We start from the raw sequence: 21,978 nt of genomic DNA on the forward strand, positions 1-21,978 counted from the left end.
CGCCCTCGCCCATGCGCAAGGGCGAGATGACGCGCGTGGCGATTCTGGATGCCGCACTGGAATTGTCGTCCCGCGACGGGCTCGAAGGTCTCACCATCGGCCTGCTCGCGGAACGCATGCAGATGAGCAAGAGCGGCGTGTTCGCGCATTTCGGTTCGCGCGAGGACCTGCAGGTGGAGGTGGTGCGGGAGTATCACCGCCGGTTCGAGCAGGAGGTGTTCTACCCCTCGCTGCAAGAGCCGCGCGGACTGCCCCGGCTGTGGTCGATGGTGCGGCGCTGGATGGAGAAGCGCATCCAGGAAGTGACGACGGGATGCATCTACATCAGCGGCGCGGTGGAGTATGACGACCGTGCCGGCAGCCTGGTGCGTGACGAGCTGGTCAAGAGCGTCACCATCTGGCGGGCAGCGCTGACCCGCGCCATCAACCAGGCCAAGGAAGAGGGGCATCTGCGCGCGGACTGCGATCCGCGCCTGATGCTGTTCGAGATGTACAGCCTTGAACTAGGCTTGCATCATGACGCCCGTTTCCTGCGCCTGCCCGACAGCGCCGAGCTTGCCATGGTCGCGCTCAACAAACTGATTCAGTCTTACCGTACCTGAGGTCGCCCGGTCGGGCCGTCGCGCGCAAGCGGGACGGGCGGCGTGGCGGCATCGCACAACTCCAAGGAGTCTCTGATGGGCCAGTACACCGCACCGTTGCGCGACATGCAGTTCGTGCTCCATGAACTGCTCGGCGCCGAAGCCGAACTCAAGGCGATGCCGCCGCACGCGGACATCGACGCGGACACCATCAACCAGGTCATCGAGGAAGCCGGCAAGTTCTGTTCGGACGTGGTGTTCCCGCTCAACCAGGTGGGCGACCGCGAAGGCTGCACCTACGTCGGCGACGGCGTGGTCAAGGCGCCCACCGGCTTCAAGGAAGCCTACCAGCAGTATGTCGAGGCAGGCTGGCCGGCGCTGGCGTGCGATCCCGCGTTCGGCGGCCAGGGCCTGCCGATCGTGGTCAACAACGTGGTCTATGAGATGCTGAACTCGGCCAACCAGGCCTGGACCATGTACCCGGGCCTGTCGCACGGCGCCTATGAGGCCCTGCACGCACACGGCACGCCGGAGCTGCAGCAGACCTACCTGCCCAAGCTGGTGTCCGGCGTGTGGACCGGCACCATGTGCCTGACAGAGCCGCATTGCGGCACCGACCTGGGCATCCTGCGCAGCAAGGCCGAGCCCCAGGCCGACGGTTCCTATCTGATCACCGGCACCAAGATCTTCATCTCCGCCGGCGAGCACGACCTGGCCGAGAACATCATCCACCTGGTGCTGGCGCGCCTGCCGGACGCGCCCGCGGGCACCAAGGGCATCTCGCTGTTCGTGGTGCCCAAGTTCATCCCCGATGCCAGCGGCAACCCGGGCGAGCGCAACGGCATCCAGTGCGGCTCGATCGAACACAAGATGGGCATCCACGGCAACGCCACCTGCGTGATGAACCTGGACGGCGCGCGCGGCTGGATGGTGGGCGAGCCGAACAAGGGCCTGAACGCCATGTTCGTGATGATGAACGCGGCGCGCCTGGGCGTGGGCGCGCAGGGCCTGGGCCTGACCGAGGTGGCGTACCAGAACTCGGTCGCCTACGCCAAGGACCGCCTGCAGATGCGTTCGCTGACCGGCCCCAAGGCGCCCGAGAAGGCCGCCGACCCGATCATCGTGCATCCCGACGTGCGCCGCATGCTGCTGACCCAGCGCGCCTACGCCGAAGGCGGCCGCGCGTTCAGCTACTGGACCGCGCTGCAGATCGACCGCGAGCTGTCGCACCCGGACGAGGCGGTGCGCAAGCAGGCCGGCGACCTGGTCGCGCTGCTGACGCCGGTGATCAAGGCGTTCCTGACCGACAACGCCTTCACCGCGACCAACGAGGGCATGCAGGTATTCGGCGGCCACGGCTACATCTCCGAATGGGGCATGGAGCAATACGTGCGCGACGCCCGCATCAACATGATCTACGAAGGCACCAACACGATCCAGGCGCTGGACCTGCTGGGCCGCAAGATCCTGGGCGACATGGGCGCGAAGATGAAGGCCTTCGGCAAGATCGTGCAGGAATTCGTCGAGGCCGAAGGCACCAGCGAAGCCATGCAGGAGTTCGTCAACCCGCTGGCCGACCTGGGCGACAAGGTGCAGAAGCTGACCATGGAAATCGGCATGAAGGCGATGGGCAACGCCGACGAAGTCGGTGCCGCCGCTGTGCCGTACCTGCGCGTGGTCGGTCACCTGGTGTTCGCGTACTTCTGGGCCCGCATGGCCAAGATCGCGCTGGAGAAGCAGGGCAGCGGCGACAAGTTCTACACCGCCAAGCTGGCCACGGCACGCTTCTACTTTGCCAAGCTGCTGCCGGAAACGGCCGGCGAGATCCGCAAGGCGCGCGCGGGTTCCGCGTCGCTGATGGCGCTGGACGCGGATTTGTTCTGATTTTCCGGGGCGTTTCCGCTCCCGCTGGTTTGCTCCCCTCTCCCGCGCGCGGGAGAGGGGCCGGGGGAGAGGGCAGGAGCTCGTTATGCCGAGGCACTTCGTCGAAGCGCCTGCCCTCTCCCCCAACCCCTCTCCCATAAATGGGAGAGGGGAGCAGGCCCGCAGCAATAGCAGCGCCCGAAGAATCTCTCACCTCAACGCTCACTAATCCAGGAGCGAGCATGTCCAATTTCATCGTCAAGAAAGTCGCCGTGCTGGGTGCCGGCGTCATGGGCGCGCAGATTGCCGCCCACCTGATCAACGCGCGTGTGCCCGTGGTGTTGTTCGACCTGCCTGCAAAAGAAGGCCCGAAGAACGGCATCGCGCTGCGCGCCATCGACAACCTGAAGAAGCTGTCGCCCGCGCCGCTGGGCCTGAAGGAAGAGGCCGGCCTGATCCAGGCAGCCAACTACGAAGACGATATCGCCCTGCTCAAGGAGTGCGACCTCGTCATCGAGGCGATCGCCGAGCGCATGGACTGGAAGCACGACCTGTACAAGAAGGTCGCGCCGCACCTGGCTTCGCACGCGATCTTCGCCACCAACACCTCGGGCCTGTCGATCACCGCGCTGTCCGACGGCTTTGATAGTGACCTGAAGTCGCGCTTCTGCGGCGTGCACTTCTTCAACCCGCCGCGCTACATGCATCTGGTCGAGCTGATCCCGACCGCGACCACGCAGCCGGAGATCCTCGACCAGCTGGAAGCCTTCCTGACCACCACGCTCGGCAAGGGCGTGGTGCGCGCCAAGGACACGCCAAACTTCATCGCCAACCGTGTCGGCATCTTCTCGATCCTGGCGGTGTTCGCCGAGGCCCAGAAGTTCGGCATCCCGTTCGACGTGGTCGACGACCTGACCGGTTCCAAGCTGGGCCGCGCCAAGTCCGCCACCTTCCGCACCGCGGACGTGGTCGGCCTCGACACCATGGCGCACGTGATCAAGACCATGCAGGACAACCTGCACGACGACCCGTTCGCACCGGTCTACCAGACCCCGGCCGTGCTCAAGGGCCTGGTCGACGCGGGCGCGCTGGGCCAGAAGACCGGCGCCGGCTTCTACAAGAAAGAAGGCAAGGCGATCAAGGTGCTCGACGCCAGCACCGGCCAGTATGTCGATGCCGGCAAGAAGGCCGACGAGATCGTGGTGCGCATGCTGAAGAAGGAACCGGCCGAGCGCATCCGGCTGCTGCGCGAGTCAACCAACCCGCAGGCGCAGTTCCTGTGGGCGGTGTTCCGCGACGTGTTCCACTACATCGCCGTGTACCTGGAGCAGATCGCCGGCTCGACCGCCGATATCGACCTGGCGATTCGCTGGGGTTTCGGCTGGAACTCGGGCCCGTTCGAGGACTGGCAGGCGGCAGGCTGGAAGCAGGTGGCCGAGTGGGTCAAGGAAGACGTCGAGGGCGGCAAGGCGCTGTCGGGCGCGCCGCTGCCGGCGTGGGTGTTCTCTGGCCCCGTCGCCGACAACCAGGGTGTGCACGCGGCGGCTGGTTCGTGGTCGCCGGCGACGCAGTCGTTCGTCGCGCGCAGCACGCTGCCGGTGTACCAGCGCCAGGCCTTCCGCGCCGCGCTCCAGGGCACCGCCGCGGCCGACCCGCGCAAGGCCGGCCGCACCGTCGAAGAGAATGACGCGGTGCGCATCTGGGTGGGCGAGGGCCAGGACGACGTGCTGGTGGTCTCGTTCAAGAGCAAGATGAACACCATCGGGCCCGACGTGATCGACGGCCTGACCCGCGCCATCGACCTGGCCGAGGCCGGCTACAAGGGCCTGGTGGTGTGGCAGCCGACCTCGCTGCAGCTGGGCGCGCCGGGCGGCCCGTTCTCGGCCGGCGCCAACCTGGAAGCGGCGATGCCCGCCTTCATGATGGGCGGCGCCAAGGGCATCGAGCCGTTCGTGAAGAAGTTCCAGGACGGCATGATGCGCGTGAAGTACGCCGCGGTGCCGGTGGTGTCGGCGGCGTCGGGCATTGCGCTGGGTGGCGGTTGCGAGCTGATGCTGCATTCCGCCGCGCGCGTGGCCGCACTGGAAACCTATATCGGCCTGGTCGAAGTGGGCGTGGGCCTGGTGCCAGCCGGCGGCGGCCTGAAGGAAGCCGCGCTGGCGGCCGCGCGTGCGGCGCAGGCCGCGGGCAGCACCAACTACCTGCAGTTCCTGACCAGCCGCTTCCAGAGCGCGGCCATGGCCAAGGTCTCGGCCTCGGCGCTGGAAGCGCGCCAGATGGGTTACCTGCAGCCGTCCGACCAGATCGTCTTCAACGTGCATGAACTGCTGTACGTGGCGCAGAACGCCGTGCGCGCGCTGGCCGACGCCGGCTATCGCGCGCCGCTGCCGACGCTGATCCCGGTTGCCGGCCGTTCGGGCGTGGCCACCATCAAGGCGTCGCTGGTCAACATGCGCGACGGGGGCTTTATCTCGGCGCACGATTTCCTGATCGCCACCCGCATCGCCGAAGTGGTGTGCGGCGGCGACGTCGACGCCGGCGCGCTGGTCAGCGAGGAATGGCTGCTGGCGCTGGAGCGCAAGGCCTTCGTCGACCTGCTGGGTACCGGCAAGACGCAGGAGCGCATCATGGGCATGCTGCAGACCGGCAAGCCGGTGCGCAACTAACTGGGCAAGCGAGGAACCGACATCATGAAACAACTGCAAGACGCATACATCGTTGCGGCCACCCGCTCGCCGATCGGCAAGGCCCCCAAGGGCGCCTTCAAGCACACGCGCCCCGACGACCTGCTGGCCACCATCCTGAAGGCCGCGGTGGCACAGGTGCCCGACCTGGATCCGAAGCTGATCGAAGACGCCATCGTCGGCTGCGCCATTCCCGAGGCCCAGCAGGGCCTGAACGTGGCCCGCATCGGCGCGCTGCTGTCGGGGCTGCCCAACACCGTCGGCGGTATCACCGTCAACCGCTTCTGTGCCTCGGGCCTGAGCGCGGTGGCGATGGCCGCCGACCGCATCCGCGTGGGCGAGTCCGACGTGATGATCGCCGCCGGCGTGGAGTCGATGAGCATGGTGCCGATGATGGGCAACTCGCCGTCGATGTCGCCGGAGATCTTCACCCGCGACGAGAACGTCGGCATTGCCTACGGCATGGGCCTGACCGCCGAGAAGGTGGCGCAGCAGTGGCAGGTCAGCCGCGAGGACCAGGACGCGTTTTCGCTGGCGTCGCACCAGAAGGCCATCGCTGCGCAGCAGGCCGGCGAGTTCCGCGACGAGATCACGCCAGTCGAGACCGTCGAGCGCTTCCCTGATCTGGCCAGCGGCCAGGTCAGCGTGAAGACGCGCACCATCGCGCTGGATGAAGGCCCGCGCCCGGATAGCTCGCTCGAGGGCCTGGGCAAGCTGCGCCCGGTGTTTGCCAACAAGGGCAGCGTCACCGCCGGCAACAGCTCGCAGACCTCCGACGGCGCCGGCGCGCTGATCCTGGTCTCGGAGAAGATCCTGAAGCAGTTCAACCTGGTACCGCTGGCGCGCTTCGTCTCGTTCGCGGTGCGCGGCGTGCCGCCCGAGATCATGGGCATTGGCCCCAAGGAAGCGATCCCGGCGGCGCTGAAGGCGGCGGGCCTGACCCAGGACCAGCTGGACTGGATCGAGCTGAACGAAGCCTTTGCCGCGCAGTCGCTGGCGGTGATGCGCGACCTGCAGCTGGATCCCGCCCGGGTCAATCGCATGGGCGGCGCGATCGCGCTGGGCCACCCGTTGGGCGCCACCGGTGCGATCCGCTCGGCCACGGTGGTGCACGCGCTGCGCCGCCACAACCTGAAGTACGGCATGGTCACCATGTGCGTCGGCACGGGCATGGGCGCCGCAGGCATCTTCGAGCGCGTCTGATCGCCACGGCCACCAGAGAGGAAGACACCATGAGCATCCGTACCAGCATCGAGCAAGGCATCCTGACGCTCGAATTCGACCGCATCGACAAGAAGAACGCCATCACCGCGGCGATGTACCAGTCGCTGGCCGACGCGCTGCGCGCGGCCGACACCGATCCCGCGGTGCGCGCCATCCTGCTGCGCGGCAAGCCCGAAGTCTTCACCGCCGGCAACGACCTCGAGGATTTCATGCAGCGCCCGCCCAGCGCGGGCGAGGGCGCCGAAGCCGCCCCGGTGTTCCAGTTCCTGTACCAGATCAGCCATGCCAGCAAGCCGGTGGTGGCGGCCGTCAGCGGCGCGGCGGTGGGCGTTGGCACCACCCTGCTGCTGCACTGCGACCTGGTCTATGCGTCCGACACCGCCAAGCTGTCGCTGCCGTTCGTGCAGCTGGGGCTGTGCCCGGAGGCCGCCTCCAGCCTGCTGCTGCCGCGCCTGGTCGGCTACCAGCGCGCCGCCGAGAAGCTGCTGCTGGGCGAGGCCTTCAGCGCGCAGGAGGCGCTGGAGATCGGGCTGGTGACGCGGGTGCTGCCGGTGGCCGAGCTGCATGACTTCGCCCTGGCGCAGGCACGCAAGCTGGCGGCCCTGCCGGCGTCGTCACTGCGCGAGACCAAGCGCCTGATGAAGGCGGGCGCGATGGCGGAAGTGGAAAAACAGATGGCCGACGAGGGCGCGGTGTTCCGGCGCATGCTGGTGGCGCCGGAGGCGAAGGAGGCGTTCAGCGCGTTCTTCGAGAAGCGGAAGCCGGATTTTATGAAGTTTGCGTGAAATGCTCCCAAGCCGCCCCGAGCTTGCCTTAGCAAGGTGTTCTCCCTCTCCCCTCACGGGGAGAGGGCCGGGGTGAGGGGCGGGCTAGCAAGGAACCATAAAAAGCAGGGCCAACGGTTTTTTCCAGCGCGATAGCTTCGGCCAGCGCCCGCCCTCACCCCGACCCTCTCCCGCAAGCGGGAGAGGGAGCAAACCGATCGGGAATCGAGGGCGCTCACTATCCATTCAAGCCGTCGGCAACACCCGCGGCTGTCGCGACTCGTCCGTGGCCACATAGGTCAGCGTGGCCTCGGTCACCTTGACGATCTCGTTGCTGTGGCGCATGCGCTGCGCATAGACCTCAACCTCGACCGTGATCGAGGTCCGTCCGGTCTTGACGATGTCGGCGTAGAAACTCACCAGGTCGCCGACGAACACCGGGTGCTTGAACAGGAAGGAATTGACCGCGACGGTGGCGACGCGCCCCTGCGCGCGCTCGACCGCCGGGATCGAGCCGGCGATATCCACCTGCGACATGATCCAGCCGCCGAACACGTCGCCATGTACGTTGGCGTCCGCGGGCATCGGTACCACGCGCAGTGCGGGATTCTTGCCGGCGGGCAGGGCGGGGACGGTGTGGGGAGCGTTCATGAGGCAGTCTGGTGGACAACGGGAGAGGGGCGGGCGCGGCGAAAAAACCCTTCGCCAGCCGCGCAACGCGATCTCTGCGACAATCGCGCATTGGCCCGAATTCTATCGTATGCGCCGCTATTCCACGACCGCCGAGCAGGCCCCCGACACTGCCTCGGTCAAGCTCTTTCCCGGCCAGCGCGCCCCCCGCAGCGACTGGCAGACCGTGCGCAACCTGCTGCCCTACGTCTGGCACTACAAGTGGCGCGTGATGCTGGCGCTGGCCTGCCTGGTGGCGGCCAAGGTCGCCAACCTGGGCGTGCCGGTGCTGATGAAGCGGCTGATCGACAGCATGAACATCAGCGCCGGCGATCCGCGCGCGCTGCTGGCGGTGCCGGTGGGGCTGATCGTCGCCTACGGCATGCTGCGACTGTCCGCGACGCTGTTCACCGAGTTACGGGAAATCCTCTTTTCCAAGGTCACGCAGGGCGCCGTGCGCGAGATTGCGCTGCAGGTGTTCCGGCACCTGCATGCGCTGTCGCTGCGCTTCCACCTGGACCGCCAGACCGGCGGCATGAGCCGCGACATCGAGCGCGGCACGCGCGGCATCCAGTCGCTGATCTCGTATTCGCTGTACAGCATCCTGCCCACGCTGGTGGAAATGGCGCTGGTGGTCGGCTTCTTCATCCTGCACTACGACATCTGGTTCGCCGCCATCACCGGCTGCGCGCTGGTCGGCTATATCGTCTTCACCATCGTGGTAACGGAATGGCGCACGCATTTCCGCCGCCGCATGAACGAGCTCGATTCGCGCGCCAACCAGAAGGCGATCGATTCGCTGCTGAACTTCGAGACCGTCAAGTACTTCGGCAATGAAGCCTACGAGGCGCAGCGCTACGACGAGAACCTGCGCAAGTACCGCACCGCGGCGATCCGCTCGCAGAACTCGCTGTCGTTCCTGAACTTCGGCCAGCAGGCCATCATCGCCATCGGCCTGATCCTGATCCTGTGGCGCGCCACGGTGGGCGTGGTCGACGGCAAGCTGACGCTGGGCGACCTGGTGCTGGTCAACACGCTGATGATCCAGCTCTACATCCCGCTGAACTTCCTCGGCGTGATCTACCGCGAGATCAAGCAGGCCACTACCGACATGGACCGCATGTTCGTGCTGCTGGGCACGCACCAGGAGGTGGCCGACGCGCCGGACGCGCCGGCGCTGCGGGTCGACGGCGCGCAGGTGCGCTTCCGCGACGTGCGCTTCAGCTACGAGTCCGACCGCCTGATCCTGGACGGCGTCGATTTCACCATCGCGGCGGGCAGCACCACCGCGGTGGTGGGCCACAGCGGCTCGGGCAAGTCGACGCTGGCGCGGCTGCTGTTCCGCTTCTACGACGTAGGCGGCGGCGCGATCGAGATCGACGGCCAGGATATCCGCACCATCACCCAGGACAGCCTGCGCCGGGCCATCGGCATCGTGCCGCAGGACACCGTGCTGTTCAACGACAGCATCTACTACAACATCGCCTACGGCCGCCCCGACGCGACCCGCGACGAAGTCATCGCCGCGGCGCAGGCGGCGCAGATCGACGCCTTTATCCGCGAGCTGCCGCAGGGCTACGACACCCCCGTGGGCGAGCGCGGCCTGAAGCTGTCCGGCGGCGAGAAGCAGCGCGTGGCGATCGCGCGCACGCTGCTGAAGAACCCGCCGGTGCTGGTGTTCGACGAAGCGACCTCGGCGCTGGATTCGCGCACCGAGCAGGCGATCCAGGCCGAGCTGATGCGCCTGGCGCAGAACCGCACCACGCTGCTGATCGCGCACCGGCTCTCCACCGTGGTCCATGCCGACCAGATCCTGGTGATGGACCACGGGCGCATCGTCGAGCGCGGCACCCATGCGCAGCTGATGCGAGCGGGCGGACGCTATGCCGAGATGTGGGACATCCAGGCGCGCGCCGCCGCCAAAGGCGGCGACGCCGTCGGCGGCGAGGCGCTTGCGCTCGACGTGGGCGACGCCACCCAGGACGCCTGAGCCGCCATGGGCCGACCCGGCTGCGCCGGTTCGCACCAGGGCGCGGCACGGATTGTCGGCAATTGCTGCCGACGATGCTATTGCAGCAATCGTCGCGCCCATTTCTGGTTCGACAATCACGCGCGGGCACGCCCTGAAACGGGGCCTGCAAGGCTGGCATGTCCCTTGCGGATGGATCCCTCCGAAATCACTATCCACGGAGAGATGTCATGCCCCAATCCCACACGGCTCGCCGCCGCCTGCTGAAGCTGGGCGCCATGCTCGGCACCAGCCTGGTGCTGTCGACACAATTCGCCGCCGCCGCCCACGCGCAGGCCGCGGCCACCAAGGTCCGGTTCCAGCTCGACTGGCGCTTCGAAGGGCCGGCGGCACTGTTCCTGCTCGGCGAGCAGAAGGGCTACTACAAGGCCGAAAAGCTCGAGGTCTCGATCGATGCCGGCAACGGCTCGGGCAACGTGGTCAACCGCGTGGCCTCGGGCACCTATGACATGGGCTTCGCCGACATGTCGTCGGTGATGGAGTTCTACGGCAACAACCCCGACGCGAAGAACAAGCCGGTGGCGGTGATGATGGTTTACAACAACACGCCCGCGGCCATCCTGGCGCTGAGGAAGTCGGGCATTCGCGCGCCGAAGGACCTGGCCGGCAAGCGCCTGGGCGCACCGGTGTTCGACGCCGGCCGCCGCGCCTTCCCGATCTTCGCCCGGGCCAACGGCCTGCAGGCATCGTCATTCAACTGGCAGGCGATGGACCCGACGCTGCGCGAAACCATGCTGGTGCGCGGCGACCTCGACGCCATCACCGGCTTCTCGTTCACGTCGATCCTGAACCTGAATGCGCGCGGCGTGAAGGACGAGGACATCGTGGTGCTGCCGTATCCGCAGTTCGGCGTGAAGCTGTACGGCAACGCCGTGATCGCGTCCGAGGAATTCATCAAGAAGAATCCGGGGGCGGTGAAGGCGTTCCTGCGCGCCTTCAGCAAGTCGGCGCGCGACGTGATCGCCCGTCCGGAAGAGGGCATCCGCGCGCTCAAGGCGCGCGACGGCATCATCGACGAGAAGCTGGAAACGCGCCGGCTCAAGCTGGCGCTGGACAGCGTGGTCCGCTCACCCGATGCCAGGGCCGAAGGCTTTGGCCGCATCAGCAAGCCGCGCCTGTCGCTGATGGCCTCGCAGGTGGCCGATGCCTTCGGCACCAAGGGCCGTATCAACGCCGATGCGCTGTGGACCGACGCGTACCTGCCGGGCGCGGCCGAACTGGATGTGCTGCGATGATGGCGCGCCTGGCTGAATCCATGCCGGCTGCCGCAACGGCCGCGACCGCAGCGACCGCACCCGTCGAGCCTTTTGTCGATTTCAACCGGGTCTGGCTGGCCTACGACGACACGCTGGCGCGCCAGGGCGAGTTCGCGGTCGAAGACCTGTCGCTGCAGGCCGCCCCGGGCGAGTTCATCGCCATCGTCGGCCCGTCCGGCTGCGGCAAGTCCACCTTCATGAAACTGGCCACCGGGCTGAGGCCGGCCACGCGCGGCATCGTCAGGATTGCCGGGGAGAAGGTGAGCGGGCCGCTCAAGCAGGTTGGCATGGCGTTCCAGGCGCCGACGCTGCTGCCATGGCGCACCACGCTCGACAACGTGATGCTGCCGCTGGAGATCGTCGAGCCCTACCGCTCGACCCTGCGCGCGCGCCGCGATGAATACGTCGATCGTGCCCGCCGGCTGCTGCATACCGTTGGCCTGGGCGGCTACGAGGACAAATACCCGTGGCAACTCTCCGGCGGCATGCAGCAGCGCGCGTCGATCTGCCGCGCGCTGATCCACCAGCCGCGCATGCTGTTGCTCGACGAGCCCTTCGGCGCGCTCGACGCCTTCACCCGCGAGGAACTGTGGTGCGTGCTGCGCGAGCTGTGGCAGGCGCAGCGTTTCAACGTGATCCTGGTCACGCATGACCTGCGCGAGGCTGTGTTTCTCGCCGACACGGTCTACGTGATGAGCCAGCGCCCCGGCCGCATCGTGATGCGCAAGGAGATCGGCCTGCCGCGCCCGCGCGATCTCGCGCTGACCTATACCGAGCCCTTTGCCGACCTGGTGCATGAACTGCGCGAGAAGATCGGCCATGTGCGCCAACACTGAGACAACCTGACGATGATGATGACCTTGACTTCCGCTCAGGAGCGCCGCGTGCAGCGCGTGGCGCCGTGGCTGCTGCTGGCCGCGGTGCTGCTGCTGTGGCAGGGCGCGTGCATGGCCTTCGACGTCTCCGACTTCATCCTCCCCACGCCGTCCGCGATCGTGGCCGCGCTGGTGGACTACGCGGACGTGATCGCCGGCCATGCGTGGCGCACCTTCTGGACCACCATGGTCGGGTTTGGCGTGGCCATCGGCGTGGGGGTGCTGCTCGGGCTGGCGATGGGCTCGTCGCGGCTGCTCTACGCCGCAAGCTACCCGCTGATGACCGCCTTCAACGCGCTGCCCAAGGCTGCCTTCGTGCCGATCCTGGTGGTATGGTTCGGACTCGGCGCCGGGCCGGCGATCCTGACTGCGTTCCTGATCTCGTTCTTCCCGATCATGGTCAATATCGCCACCGGGCTGGCCACGCTCGAGCCGGAACTGGAAGACGTGCTGCGCGTGCTCGGCGCCAAACGGCGCGACGTGCTGTTCAAGGTCGGCCTGCCGCGCGCGCTGCCGTATTTCTTCGCCTCGCTGAAGGTCGCGATCACGCTGGCCTTTGTCGGCACCACGGTGTCGGAGATGAATGCCGCCAACGAGGGCATCGGCTACCTGCTGGTGTCGGCCGGCTCCGCCATGAAGATGCCGCTGGCCTTCGCCGGACTGGTAGTGATCGCGGTGATGGCGATGGCGATGTACGAGCTGTTCGCGGTGGTGGAGAAGCGCATGACCGGCTGGGCCCACCGGGGCTGAGGCGGCAGGTGGCGAAGCGCCGCGCGCCGGTGGATAATCCGCGTCATGGAAATCAAATGGCTTGAAGACTTCGTCAGCCTGGCCGAGACGCACAGCTTCTCGCGCTCGGCCGAACTGCGCCACGTCACGCAGCCGGCGTTCTCGCGCCGGATCCAGTCGCTGGAGGCGTGGGTCGGCACCGAGCTGATTGACCGCTCGAGCTATCCCACCAGCCTGACGCCGGCCGGCAAGGTGTTCTACGAGCAGGCGCTGGCCATGCTGGCGCAGGTCAGCGAGACCCGCGCGCTGATGCGCGGCCAGCGCTCGGCCAACGCGCAAGTGCTGGAATTCGCGGTGCCGCATACGCTGTCGCTGACGTTCTTCCCGGAGTGGCTCAAGGCGCTGGAGCGCAAGCTCGGCACGCTGCCGTGCCGGCTGCGCGCGCTCAACGTCCATGACGCGGTGCTGATGCTGGTCGAAGGCGGCTGCGACCTGGTGATGGTCTACCACCACGCGCGCCAGGCCATCCAGCTCGATCCGTCACGGTACGACATGCTGGTGCTCGGTACCGAACGGCTGTCGCCCTACAGCGTGCCGGATGCCGCCGGCAAGCCGCAATTCCGGCTGCCGGGTACCGACAAGAAACCGGTGCCGTTCCTCAGCTATACGCCCAACGCCTTTCTCGGCCGCATGGTCGACCTGCTGCTGGCCGAAACCGCAGAGGCGCTCAAGCTGGACAAATGCTACGAGACCGATATGGCCGAGGCGCTCAAGGTGATGGCGCTGTCTGGCCACGGCATGGCCTTCCTGCCCGAAAGCGCGGTGCGCGACGACGTCGCGGCGGGCCGGCTGGTACGGGCCGAGTCGGCGCGAGGCTTGCCGCTGTCGATCGACATGGAGATCCGGCTGTATCGCGAGAAGCCGGGCGAGAACGGTGGCGAGCGGCGCGCGGGAGCGCGGCGCAAGCGGCAGCTGGTGGACCAGGTGTGGGCGTCGTTGACGGCAGCGTAGCGATTGTGTTCTCCCCTCTCCCCGCAAGCGGGAGAGGGAGCAAACCGCCCCAACGTTATGCATCGCTTGCATAACCCGATGAGCAAACGGCATTGGATTCCGAGCGGCCGCCAAGCCTAAGCTTGCGCCCATCTTCCACCCCGGAATCCACCCCGATGTCTTCCGCAGCACCGACCAACACTGCTGGCCAAAAGCACGCACTTCCGTCCTACCTCAATGCCGACAACCTCGGCCCCTGGGGCATCTACCTGCAGCAAGTCGACCGCGTCACGCCCTACCTGGGCTCGCTGGCGCGCTGGGTCGAGACCCTGAAGCGCCCCAAGCGCGCCCTGATCGTCGACGTGCCCATCGAACTCGACAACGGCACCATCGCCCATTTCGAGGGCTACCGGGTGCAGCACAACCTGTCGCGCGGCCCGGGCAAGGGCGGCGTGCGCTTCCACCAGGACGTGACGCTGTCCGAGGTGATGGCGCTGTCGGCCTGGATGTCGGTGAAGAACGCGGCGGTCAACGTGCCGTACGGCGGCGCCAAGGGCGGCATCCGCGTCGACCCTCGCACGCTGTCGCATGCCGAACTGGAACGCCTGACGCGCCGCTACACCAGCGAAATCAACATCATCATCGGGCCGAGCAAGGACATCCCGGCGCCCGACGTCAACACCAACGCACAGGTGATGGCGTGGATGATGGACACCTATTCGATGAACTCGGGCAGCACCTCGACCGGCGTCGTGACCGGCAAGCCGATCTCGCTGGGCGGCTCGCTGGGCCGCCACGAGGCCACCGGCCGCGGCGTGTTCGTGGTCGGCTCCGAGGCCGCGCGCAATATCGGCCTCGAGGTCAAGGGCGCGCGCGTGGCGGTGCAGGGCTTCGGCAACGTCGGCGCTGTCGCCGCCAAGCTGTTCCATGAGGCCGGCGCCAAGGTGGTGGCGGTGCAGGACCACCGCACCACGCTGTTCGACCCGGCCGGCCTGGACGTGCCGGCGATGATGGAATACGCCTCGCACAGCGGCACCATCGACGGCTTCCGCGGCGAAGTCCTGCGCACCGAGCAGTTCTGGGAAGTCGACTGCGACATCCTGATCCCGGCCGCGCTGGAAGGCCAGATTACCCCCGAAAACGCGCCGAAGATCACGGCAAAGCTGGTGATCGAGGGCGCCAACGGCCCGACCACCCCGCAGGCCGATGACATCCTGCGCGAGCGCAATATCCTGGTCTGCCCGGACGTGATCGCCAACGCCGGCGGCGTGACCGTGTCCTACTTCGAATGGGTGCAGGATTTCTCCAGCTTCTTCTGGACCGAGGAAGAGATCAACCAGCGCCTGGTACGGATCATGCAAGAAGCCTTCCGGGCAATCTGGCAAGTGGCACAGGAAAACAAGGTGACGCTGCGCACGGCGGCGTTCATCGTGGCCTGTACGCGTATCCTGCAGGCGCGCGAAATGCGCGGCCTGTACCCCTGATCGGGGCAGGCAGGCCCGGGGCGAGGCACTCGTATGGTGCAGCGCAATAATCGCCCCGGCCCCCGGCTCCATGACCGTCAGACGCGGTCTCCGGCAAGCGCCGGAGGCCGCGTTGTCGTATCCGGACGCGCTGCGCACGGATTGCCCCGAAGTGGGGTTCTAGGAGAAAACCCAGTTGTATTGCGGCGGATGCTGCGCAATACTGTTTCACCAGTGGGGGTTTTATTCTTAGAATCCCGCTTTCTCTTCATGGTCAAGGAGATGTTATGAATTTCGCCAAGTTGGCTGCCCTGATGATTGCCGGGGGTGTAATGTGCGGGACGGCACAGGCAGCCGAACAACTGACGGGCACGCTGAAGAAGATCAAGGACACCGGCGTCATCACGCTCGGCGTGCGTGAATCGTCGATTCCGTTCAACTACAACCTCGGCGGCGTGCGCCAGGTCGGCTATTCCTACGATATCAACATGAAGATCGTGGAAGCCATCAAGGACCAGTTGAAGCTGCCGAACCTGCAGGTCAAGGAAATCCCGATCACCTCGCAGAACCGCATCACGCTGCTGCAGAACGGCACCATCGATATCGAGTGCGGCTCGACCACCAATAACCTGGAACGCCAGAAGCAGGTCGCCTTCACCAACTCCATCTTCATCATCGGCACGCGCATCATGGTGAAGAAGGACGCCGGCATCAAGGACTGGGCCGACCTGAAGGGCAAGAACGTCGTCACCACCGCCGGCACCACGTCGGAGCGCCTGCTGCGCAAGATGAACGACGAGCAGAAGCTGGGCGTGAACATCATCAGCACCAAGGACCACGGCCAGTCGTTCCTGACGCTGGAATCGGGCCGCGCGGTCGCCTTCATGATGGATGACGCGCTGCTGTACGGCGAACGCGCCAAGGCCAAGAACCCCGCAGACTGGATCGTCGTGGGCAAGCCGCAATCGCGCGAGTCCTATGGCTGCATGATCCGCAAGGACGACCCGCAGTTCAAGAAGCTGTCCGACAACGTCATCTCCGGCATGATGAAGGACGGCTCGATCAACACCCTGTACACCAAGTGGTTCATGCAACCGGTTCCGCCCAAGGGCCTGAACCTGGACTTCCCGCTGTCCGAAGACATGAAGACGCTGATCAAGGCGCCTAACGACAAGGCGCTGGACTGACCTGCCGTTGACAGCACTGCGAAACGGAAGGCTCGTCCTTCCGTTTCTTTTTGAGGACGCAACATGAACTACAACTGGCATTGGGGAGTTTTCCTCGAACAGGCCGCCCAGAACGAGACCTACCTGGACTGGATGATCTCCGGCCTCAAGGTCACGCTCGCGCTGGGGCTTTCGTCCTGGGTCATTGCCCTGGTCATCGGTTCGGTGCTCGGCGTGCTGCGCACGGTGCCGAACAAGTGGCTGGCCGGCATTGCCGCCACCTATGTCGAGATTTTCCGCAACATCCCGCTGCTGGTGCAGCTGTTCATCTGGTACTTCGTCGCGCCCGAGCTGCTGCCCGGCGGCGAGGCGATCAAGCAGATGAACCCGTTCGCGCAGCAGTTTCTGGCCGCCATGCTGTGCCTGGGGACATTTACCGCCGCGCGGGTGTGCGAGCAGGTGCGCTCCGGCATCAACTCGCTGGCGCGCGGGCAGAAGAACGCCGGCCTGGCGATGGGCTTCACCCTGCCGCAGACGTACCGCCACGTGCTGCTGCCGATGGCGTTCCGCGTGATCGTGCCGCCGCTGACCTCCGAGTTCCTGAACATCTTCAAGAACTCTGCGGTGGCGTCGACCATCGGCCTGCTGGAGCTGGCCGCGCAGGGGCGCCAGCTGGTGGATTACACCGCGCGTCCGTATGAATCGTTCATCGCGGTCACGCTGATGTACGCGCTGATCAACGTCACCGTGATGCTGGTGATGCGCTGGGTCGAGGCCCGCACGCGCGTGCCCGGCTTTATCGGCGGCAAGTAAGGGGGCGCCATGGCTTATTCCTTCGATTTCACCTCGATCAACCCGGCCACGCTGCACGTGCTGGGCGAGGGCATGATGGTCTCGCTGAAGATCACCGTCACCGCGGTGGTGGTCGGCATCATCTGGGGCACCATCCTGGCGATGATGCGGCTGTCGTCGTTCCGGCTGCTGAACTGGTTCGCGCAGGGGTACGTGACCGTCTTCCGCTCGATCCCGCTGGTGATGGTGCTGTTGTGGTTCTTCCTGATCATCCCGCAGGTATTGCAGGGCATCTTCAACCTGTCGCCGGCGACCGACCTGCGCATGACTTCGGCGCTGGTGGCGTTCGCGCTGTTCGAGGCGGCGTACTACTCCGAGATCATCCGGGCGGGCATCCAGAGCGTGTCGCGCGGGCAGATGTTCGCCGCGCAGGCGCTGGGCATGACCTACGGGCAGTCGATGCGGCTGGTGATCCTGCCGCAGGCGTTCCGCAACATGGTGCCGCTGCTGCTGACGCAGGGCATCATCCTGTTCCAGGATACCTCGCTGGTGTACGTGAGCGCGCTGGCTGACTTCTTCGGCCAGGCCTACGGCATTGGCGAGCGCGACGGCCGCATCGTCGAGATGCTGCTGTTCGCCGGCCTGGTGTACTTCATCATTTGTTTCTCCGCTTCGCTGCTGGTCAAGCGTTACCAGAAAAAGGTGGCTGTATGATCGAAATTAATAACGTCTCCAAGTGGTACGGCTCGTTCCAGGTGCTCACCGACTGCACCACCAAGGTTGCCAAGGGTGAAGTGGTGGTGGTGTGCGGGCCCTCGGGTTCGGGCAAGTCCACGCTGATCAAGACCGTCAATGCGCTCGAGCCGTTCCAGAAGGGCGACATCCTGGTCGACGGCACCTCGGTGGGCAATCCCAAGACCAACCTCCCCAGGCTGCGCTCGCGCGTCGGCATGGTGTTCCAGAACTTCGAGCTGTTCCCGCACTTGTCGATCACCGAGAACCTGACCATCGCGCAGATGAAAGTGCTGGGCCGCTCCAAGGACGAGGCCATGACCAAGGGCATGAAATACCTGGAGCGCGTGGGCCTGAAGAGCCAGGCCGACAAGTACCCCGGCCAGCTGTCGGGCGGCCAGCAGCAGCGCGTGGCGATCGCGCGCGCGCTGTCGATGGACCCGATCTGCATGCTGTTCGACGAGCCGACCTCCGCGCTGGATCCGGAGATGGTCAACGAAGTGCTGGACGTGATGGTGCAGCTGGCGCAGGAAGGCATGACCATGATGTGCGTGACCCACGAAATGGGCTTCGCGCGCAAGGTGGCCAACCGCGTGATCTTCATGGACCAGGGCAAGATCGTCGAAGACGCCGACAAGGAAGAGTTCTTCGGCAATATCGACGCCCGTTCGGAGCGCGCGCGACAGTTCCTGTCGAAGATCCTGCATCACTGAGCGGACTGCCGACTCATGGAAAAAGGGACGCCTCGGCGTCCCTTTTTTCCTTGTGCCGGAAGCGCTCAGGTACAGGCAGTATTGGCCGCGTTCTTGGCCTGCACCTCGGGCGGGATCGGCACGCTCAGCGTCATGGTCGGACGCCCGTGCTCGAACATGATCAGTTCGCCCGGGGCGAACTGGGTCCAGGTCTCGTTGTCGGTCAGCGGCGCGGTGGCGATCACGGCGACGCGGTCGTCCGGCGTGGTGACCTGCGCGAAGTCGATCGACAGGTCGGCGTCGATCAGGTGCGCGGTCGAGAACGGCCATTGCCGCACGATGTAGTAGAGGCGGGTCGAGCAGTGCGCGAACAGCGCCTGCCCGTTGCACAGCAGGTAGTTGAACACGCCGTGCAGGGTGATCTCGCGGGTAATGTCGGCCAGCGCGTGTCCCAGTTCGTTCAGCGGCGGCTGCGAGCCCGGGAAGCGCTTGCGCAGCCCCTGCATCAACGTGCAGAAGGCCAGCTCGCTGTCGGTGTCGCCCACCGGCTGGTAGACGCCGGACAGGAAAGGGGTAAAGCCGTGGAGGTCGCCGTTGTGGGCGAAGATCCAGTGCCGGCCCCACAGCTCGCGCATGAAGGGGTGGCAGTTCTCCAGCAGCACGGTGCCCTGCGTGGCCTTGCGGATATGCGAGATGACGTTCTTGGACTTGATCGGATAGCGCTTGATCAGGTCCGCCACCGGCGAGGTGCCGGCGGACTGGTTGTCGATGAACAGGCGGCAGGCCTTGTCTTCGAAGAAGGCGACACCGAAGCCGTCGGCGTGGTGGTCGGTCAGGCCTCCGCGCGCGGCAAAGCCGGTGAAGGAGAACGTCACGTCGGTCGGCGTGGCGCAGTTCATGCCTAGCAGCTGGCACATGTCGGGGCACCGGTCGGCAGGGGGCTGCCGCTTTGCAATAGAATGCAGGCATTATCCCGCGCGCCCGCGCCGCTGCCAAGCAAGCCGCGGGCGCTCCAGTACGGTCGAAGGGGACCAACCCCGGCGCCACCCTACCTGCTAGCAATCCCGAGAACGATGAGCCAATACAAGATTGCCGTGATTCCCGGAGACGGAATCGGCACGGAAGTCATGCCCGAGGGCATCCGCGTGATGGACGCCGCGGCGCGCCGTTTCGGCATCGACTTCCAGTGGGATCACTTCGATTTTTCCAGCTGCGACTACTACGCCCGCCACGGCAAGATGCTGCCGGACGACTGGTTCGACACGCTGGTCAAGTACGACGCCATCTATTTCGGCGCGGTGGGCTGGCCGGATACGGTGCCCGACCATGTCTCGCTGTGGGGCTCCCTGCTGCAGTTCCGCCGTTCGTTCGACCAGTACGTCAACCTGCGTCCGGTGCGGCTGATGCCGGGCATCCGCAGCCCGCTCGCCGGCCGCCAGCCCGGCGACATCGATTTCTACGTGGTGCGCGAGAACACCGAGGGCGAATACTCCAGCATCGGCGGCCGCATGTTCCCCGGCACCGAGCGCGAGATCGTGGTGCAGGAAACGGTGATGAGCCGCACCGGTGTCGACCGCATCCTGAAGTTCGCCTTTGAACTTGCCCAGAAGCGCCCGAAAAAGCACCTGACCTCGGCGACCAAGTCCAACGGCATCTCGATCACGATGCCGTACTGGGACGAGCGGGTCGAGGCGATGGCGGCAAATTATCCCGGCATCAAGGTCGACAAGTACCACATCGATATCCTGACCGCGCATTTCGTCCAGCATCCGGACTGGTTCGACGTGGTGGTGGCGAGCAACCTGTTCGGCGATATCCTGTCCGACCTGGGCCCGGCCTGCACCGGCACCATCGGCATCGCGCCGTCGGGCAACATCAACCCGGACCGGACCTTCCCCAGCCTGTTCGAGCCGGTGCACGGCTCGGCCCCGGATATCGCCGGGCGCGGCGTGGCCAACCCGATCGGGCAGATCTGGTGCGGCGCCATGATGCTGGAGCACCTGGGCCATGACGAGGCGGGCGCCGCCGTGCTGGGCGCGATCGAGCAGGTGCTGGCGGCCGGGCCGGAGCACGCGCCGCTGACGCGCGACATCGGCGGCAAGGCCGGTACCGCCGACCTGGGCCGCGCCATCGCGGAGGCGCTGTGAGCGCCGGGTTTGCGGGGGACGCCCGCGCACTGTTGCTCGAGACCTTCCACGCCGCGGTGGCGGCGGCCGACCCGCTGCAGATCGTCGCGCAGCACCTGCCGCCGCCGCACGCCGGCGGACGCACGCTAGTGGTGGGCGCGGGCAAGGCCGCCGCGTCGATGGCCGCGGCGGTCGAGCGCGCCTACGCCGGCAAGGCCACGCTGGAGGGGCTGGTGGTGACGCGCTACGCGCACGGCATGCCGACCGACCATATCCGCGTGATCGAGGCCGGCCATCCGGTGCCCGACGAGTCGGGCGAGCAGGCCGCGGCCGAGATCCTGGCCGCGGTGCAGTCGCTGACGCCGCAGGACCGGCTGCTGGTGCTGGTCTCGGGCGGTGGCTCGAGCCTGCTGTCGCTGCCGGCCGAGGGCATCCCGATGGCCGACCTGAAGGCGACCACCCGGGAATTGCTGCGCTGTGGCGCGCCGATCACCGACATGAACATCGTGCGCAAACACATCTCGCGCATCCAGGGCGGCCGGCTGGCGCAGGCGAGCCAGGCGCCGGTGACCGCGCTGATCGTCTCGGACGTGGCCGGCGACGATCCCAGCGCGATCGCCTCGGGCCCGACCGTGGCGGACCCGAGCACGTTCGATGACGCGCTGCAGATCCTGCGCCGCTATGGCGCGCAGGTGCCGGCCAGCGTGCAGTCGCACCTGGAACGCGGCGCGCGCGGCGAGGTGGCGGAGACGCCCAAGCCCGGCGATCCGTTGTTCGATCGGGTCGACAACATCATGATCGCCACCGCCCACGGCAGCCTCGAGGCCGCCGCCGCGCTGTTCCGCCAGCGCGGCATCACGCCGGTGGTGCTGGGCGATACCGTAACCGGCGAGGCGCGCGAAGTGGCCCGCGTCTATGCCGCACTGGTGCGCGAGATTCGCGCGTACAATGCCCCGTTCGCCACGCCCGTGGCGCTGATTTCCGGAGGTGAGTGCACGGTCACTTTGCCGGCCGGCGGCGGCGCCAGCAAGGCGCGCGGCGGGCGCTGCTCGGAGTTCCTGCTGTCGCTGGCGGTCGAACTGGCAGGCATGCCCGGTGTGCACGCGATCGCCGCAGACACCGACGGCATCGACGGCTCGGAAGACAATGCCGGCGCGCTGGCCGACCCGACCACGCTGGCGCGCGCCGAGGCCGCCGGCCTGCCGGGCCAGCGCCAGTTGGACGCGCACGACGCCTGGGGCCTGTTCGATGCGATCGGCGACCTGGTTGTCACCGGCCCCACGCGCACCAACGTCAACGACTACCGCGCCATCCTGATTCTCTGATTTCGACGAACGCCCGCC

The 21,978-nt window shown here is 66.6% G+C and carries 19 protein-coding genes; 17 read left to right on the top strand and 2 right to left on the bottom strand.

The features are described 5' to 3' along the window. The first annotated feature begins 11 nt into the window (after nucleotides 1-11). From ACEI37_RS13100 to ACEI37_RS13120, 5 genes are all read left to right on the top strand, one after another. Nucleotides 12-602 carry a TetR/AcrR family transcriptional regulator gene (locus tag ACEI37_RS13100; protein ID WP_025583452.1) on the top strand — a complete coding sequence of 197 codons (591 nt, stop codon included), beginning with the start codon at nucleotides 12-14 and terminating at the stop codon, nucleotides 600-602. Between the two features lie 75 nt (nucleotides 603-677). Next, a complete protein-coding gene (locus tag ACEI37_RS13105; RefSeq protein WP_373379241.1) occupies nucleotides 678-2,465 on the top strand; it encodes an acyl-CoA dehydrogenase C-terminal domain-containing protein in 1,788 nt (595 codons plus the stop codon). A 221-nt stretch (nucleotides 2,466-2,686) separates the two neighbouring features. Further along, on the top strand, nucleotides 2,687-5,110 hold the full coding sequence (locus ACEI37_RS13110; RefSeq protein ID WP_373379242.1) for a 3-hydroxyacyl-CoA dehydrogenase/enoyl-CoA hydratase family protein: 2,424 nt from the start codon (nucleotides 2,687-2,689) through the stop codon (nucleotides 5,108-5,110). 21 nt (nucleotides 5,111-5,131) lie between these two features. Next, nucleotides 5,132-6,331 (top strand): acetyl-CoA C-acyltransferase, encoded by a 1,200-nt coding sequence (locus tag ACEI37_RS13115; protein ID WP_373380256.1) that lies wholly within the window; start codon nucleotides 5,132-5,134, stop codon nucleotides 6,329-6,331. Nucleotides 6,332-6,360: 29 nt separating this feature from the next. Then, nucleotides 6,361-7,137: an enoyl-CoA hydratase gene (locus ACEI37_RS13120; protein WP_265922354.1), complete on the top strand. Its 777-nt coding sequence runs from the start codon at nucleotides 6,361-6,363 to the stop codon at nucleotides 7,135-7,137. 225 nt (nucleotides 7,138-7,362) lie between these two features. Here the strand turns inward: ACEI37_RS13120 and ACEI37_RS13125 are convergent, their stop codons facing one another. Beyond that, nucleotides 7,363-7,767, bottom strand: coding sequence for an acyl-CoA thioesterase (locus ACEI37_RS13125; RefSeq protein WP_062796782.1), 405 nt, complete (start codon nucleotides 7,765-7,767; stop codon nucleotides 7,363-7,365). Nucleotides 7,768-7,876: 109 nt separating this feature from the next. Between ACEI37_RS13125 and ACEI37_RS13130 the strand changes: the two genes are divergently transcribed. The 10 genes from ACEI37_RS13130 to ACEI37_RS13175 all read left to right on the top strand — a co-directional run bounded on the left by ACEI37_RS13130 (nucleotide 7,877) and on the right by ACEI37_RS13175 (nucleotide 18,530). Beyond that, nucleotides 7,877-9,775 carry an ABC transporter ATP-binding protein/permease gene (locus ACEI37_RS13130; protein ID WP_373379243.1) on the top strand — a complete coding sequence of 633 codons (1,899 nt, stop codon included), beginning with the start codon at nucleotides 7,877-7,879 and terminating at the stop codon, nucleotides 9,773-9,775. A 209-nt stretch (nucleotides 9,776-9,984) separates the two neighbouring features. After that, complete coding sequence (locus ACEI37_RS13135) at nucleotides 9,985-11,049, top strand: ABC transporter substrate-binding protein (protein ID WP_373379244.1); 1,065 nt, start codon at nucleotides 9,985-9,987, stop codon at nucleotides 11,047-11,049. Further along, complete coding sequence (locus ACEI37_RS13140) at nucleotides 11,046-11,906, top strand: ABC transporter ATP-binding protein (RefSeq protein WP_373379245.1); 861 nt, start codon at nucleotides 11,046-11,048, stop codon at nucleotides 11,904-11,906. The genes ACEI37_RS13135 and ACEI37_RS13140 overlap by 4 nt, the downstream gene beginning before the upstream one ends. A gap of 15 nt (nucleotides 11,907-11,921) precedes the next feature. After that, nucleotides 11,922-12,695: an ABC transporter permease gene (locus ACEI37_RS13145; protein WP_026164555.1), complete on the top strand. Its 774-nt coding sequence runs from the start codon at nucleotides 11,922-11,924 to the stop codon at nucleotides 12,693-12,695. A gap of 45 nt (nucleotides 12,696-12,740) precedes the next feature. After that, on the top strand, nucleotides 12,741-13,685 hold the full coding sequence (locus ACEI37_RS13150; RefSeq protein WP_373379246.1) for a LysR substrate-binding domain-containing protein: 945 nt from the start codon (nucleotides 12,741-12,743) through the stop codon (nucleotides 13,683-13,685). Between the two features lie 155 nt (nucleotides 13,686-13,840). Next, complete coding sequence (locus ACEI37_RS13155) at nucleotides 13,841-15,148, top strand: Glu/Leu/Phe/Val dehydrogenase (RefSeq protein WP_373379247.1); 1,308 nt, start codon at nucleotides 13,841-13,843, stop codon at nucleotides 15,146-15,148. 266 nt (nucleotides 15,149-15,414) lie between these two features. Then, complete coding sequence (locus ACEI37_RS13160) at nucleotides 15,415-16,314, top strand: glutamate/aspartate ABC transporter substrate-binding protein (RefSeq protein WP_373379248.1); 900 nt, start codon at nucleotides 15,415-15,417, stop codon at nucleotides 16,312-16,314. Nucleotides 16,315-16,377: 63 nt separating this feature from the next. Beyond that, nucleotides 16,378-17,106: an amino acid ABC transporter permease gene (locus tag ACEI37_RS13165; RefSeq protein ID WP_092307685.1), complete on the top strand. Its 729-nt coding sequence runs from the start codon at nucleotides 16,378-16,380 to the stop codon at nucleotides 17,104-17,106. Nucleotides 17,107-17,115: 9 nt separating this feature from the next. Further along, a complete protein-coding gene (gltK, locus tag ACEI37_RS13170) occupies nucleotides 17,116-17,799 on the top strand; it encodes a glutamate/aspartate ABC transporter permease GltK (protein WP_373379249.1) in 684 nt (227 codons plus the stop codon). Continuing rightward, complete coding sequence (locus tag ACEI37_RS13175; RefSeq protein WP_373379251.1) at nucleotides 17,796-18,530, top strand: amino acid ABC transporter ATP-binding protein; 735 nt, start codon at nucleotides 17,796-17,798, stop codon at nucleotides 18,528-18,530. Before gltK ends, ACEI37_RS13175 begins: the two co-directional genes overlap by 4 nt. 65 nt (nucleotides 18,531-18,595) lie before the next feature. Here ACEI37_RS13175 and ACEI37_RS13180 read toward each other — a convergent pair whose 3' ends face one another. Then, nucleotides 18,596-19,426: a class II glutamine amidotransferase gene (locus ACEI37_RS13180; RefSeq protein WP_111518363.1), complete on the bottom strand. Its 831-nt coding sequence runs from the start codon at nucleotides 19,424-19,426 to the stop codon at nucleotides 18,596-18,598. A 156-nt stretch (nucleotides 19,427-19,582) separates the two neighbouring features. Here ACEI37_RS13180 and ACEI37_RS13185 point away from each other — a divergent pair, with 156 nt between their 5' ends. Together ACEI37_RS13185 and ACEI37_RS13190 are read left to right on the top strand one after the other, a co-directional pair. Beyond that, on the top strand, nucleotides 19,583-20,656 hold the full coding sequence (locus ACEI37_RS13185) for a tartrate dehydrogenase (protein WP_373379252.1): 1,074 nt from the start codon (nucleotides 19,583-19,585) through the stop codon (nucleotides 20,654-20,656). After that, nucleotides 20,653-21,960 carry a glycerate kinase gene (locus ACEI37_RS13190; protein WP_373379253.1) on the top strand — a complete coding sequence of 436 codons (1,308 nt, stop codon included), beginning with the start codon at nucleotides 20,653-20,655 and terminating at the stop codon, nucleotides 21,958-21,960. The genes ACEI37_RS13185 and ACEI37_RS13190 overlap by 4 nt, the downstream gene beginning before the upstream one ends. The last annotated feature ends 18 nt before the right edge of the window (nucleotides 21,961-21,978 follow it).

The sequence above is a fragment of the Cupriavidus nantongensis genome (assembly GCF_041726985.1).
Lineage (GTDB): Bacteria > Pseudomonadota > Gammaproteobacteria > Burkholderiales > Burkholderiaceae > Cupriavidus > Cupriavidus nantongensis_A.

What these genes read in the sequence shown, in the direction of transcription:
- ACEI37_RS13100 (WP_025583452.1), top strand. Translation starts at nt 12, where the DNA reads ATGCGCAAGGGCGAGATGACGCGCGTGGCGATTCTGGATGCCGCACTG.
- ACEI37_RS13105 (WP_373379241.1), top strand. Translation starts at nt 678, where the DNA reads ATGGGCCAGTACACCGCACCGTTGCGCGACATGCAGTTCGTGCTCCAT.
- ACEI37_RS13110 (WP_373379242.1), top strand. Translation starts at nt 2,687, where the DNA reads ATGTCCAATTTCATCGTCAAGAAAGTCGCCGTGCTGGGTGCCGGCGTC.
- ACEI37_RS13120 (WP_265922354.1), top strand. Translation starts at nt 6,361, where the DNA reads ATGAGCATCCGTACCAGCATCGAGCAAGGCATCCTGACGCTCGAATTC.
- ACEI37_RS13125 (WP_062796782.1), bottom strand. Translation starts at nt 7,767, where the DNA reads ATGAACGCTCCCCACACCGTCCCCGCCCTGCCCGCCGGCAAGAATCCC.
- ACEI37_RS13130 (WP_373379243.1), top strand. Translation starts at nt 7,877, where the DNA reads ATGCGCCGCTATTCCACGACCGCCGAGCAGGCCCCCGACACTGCCTCG.
- ACEI37_RS13135 (WP_373379244.1), top strand. Translation starts at nt 9,985, where the DNA reads ATGCCCCAATCCCACACGGCTCGCCGCCGCCTGCTGAAGCTGGGCGCC.
- ACEI37_RS13140 (WP_373379245.1), top strand. Translation starts at nt 11,046, where the DNA reads ATGATGGCGCGCCTGGCTGAATCCATGCCGGCTGCCGCAACGGCCGCG.
- ACEI37_RS13145 (WP_026164555.1), top strand. Translation starts at nt 11,922, where the DNA reads ATGATGACCTTGACTTCCGCTCAGGAGCGCCGCGTGCAGCGCGTGGCG.
- ACEI37_RS13150 (WP_373379246.1), top strand. Translation starts at nt 12,741, where the DNA reads ATGGAAATCAAATGGCTTGAAGACTTCGTCAGCCTGGCCGAGACGCAC.
- ACEI37_RS13155 (WP_373379247.1), top strand. Translation starts at nt 13,841, where the DNA reads ATGTCTTCCGCAGCACCGACCAACACTGCTGGCCAAAAGCACGCACTT.
- ACEI37_RS13160 (WP_373379248.1), top strand. Translation starts at nt 15,415, where the DNA reads ATGAATTTCGCCAAGTTGGCTGCCCTGATGATTGCCGGGGGTGTAATG.
- ACEI37_RS13165 (WP_092307685.1), top strand. Translation starts at nt 16,378, where the DNA reads ATGAACTACAACTGGCATTGGGGAGTTTTCCTCGAACAGGCCGCCCAG.
- gltK (WP_373379249.1), top strand. Translation starts at nt 17,116, where the DNA reads ATGGCTTATTCCTTCGATTTCACCTCGATCAACCCGGCCACGCTGCAC.
- ACEI37_RS13175 (WP_373379251.1), top strand. Translation starts at nt 17,796, where the DNA reads ATGATCGAAATTAATAACGTCTCCAAGTGGTACGGCTCGTTCCAGGTG.
- ACEI37_RS13180 (WP_111518363.1), bottom strand. Translation starts at nt 19,426, where the DNA reads ATGTGCCAGCTGCTAGGCATGAACTGCGCCACGCCGACCGACGTGACG.
- ACEI37_RS13185 (WP_373379252.1), top strand. Translation starts at nt 19,583, where the DNA reads ATGAGCCAATACAAGATTGCCGTGATTCCCGGAGACGGAATCGGCACG.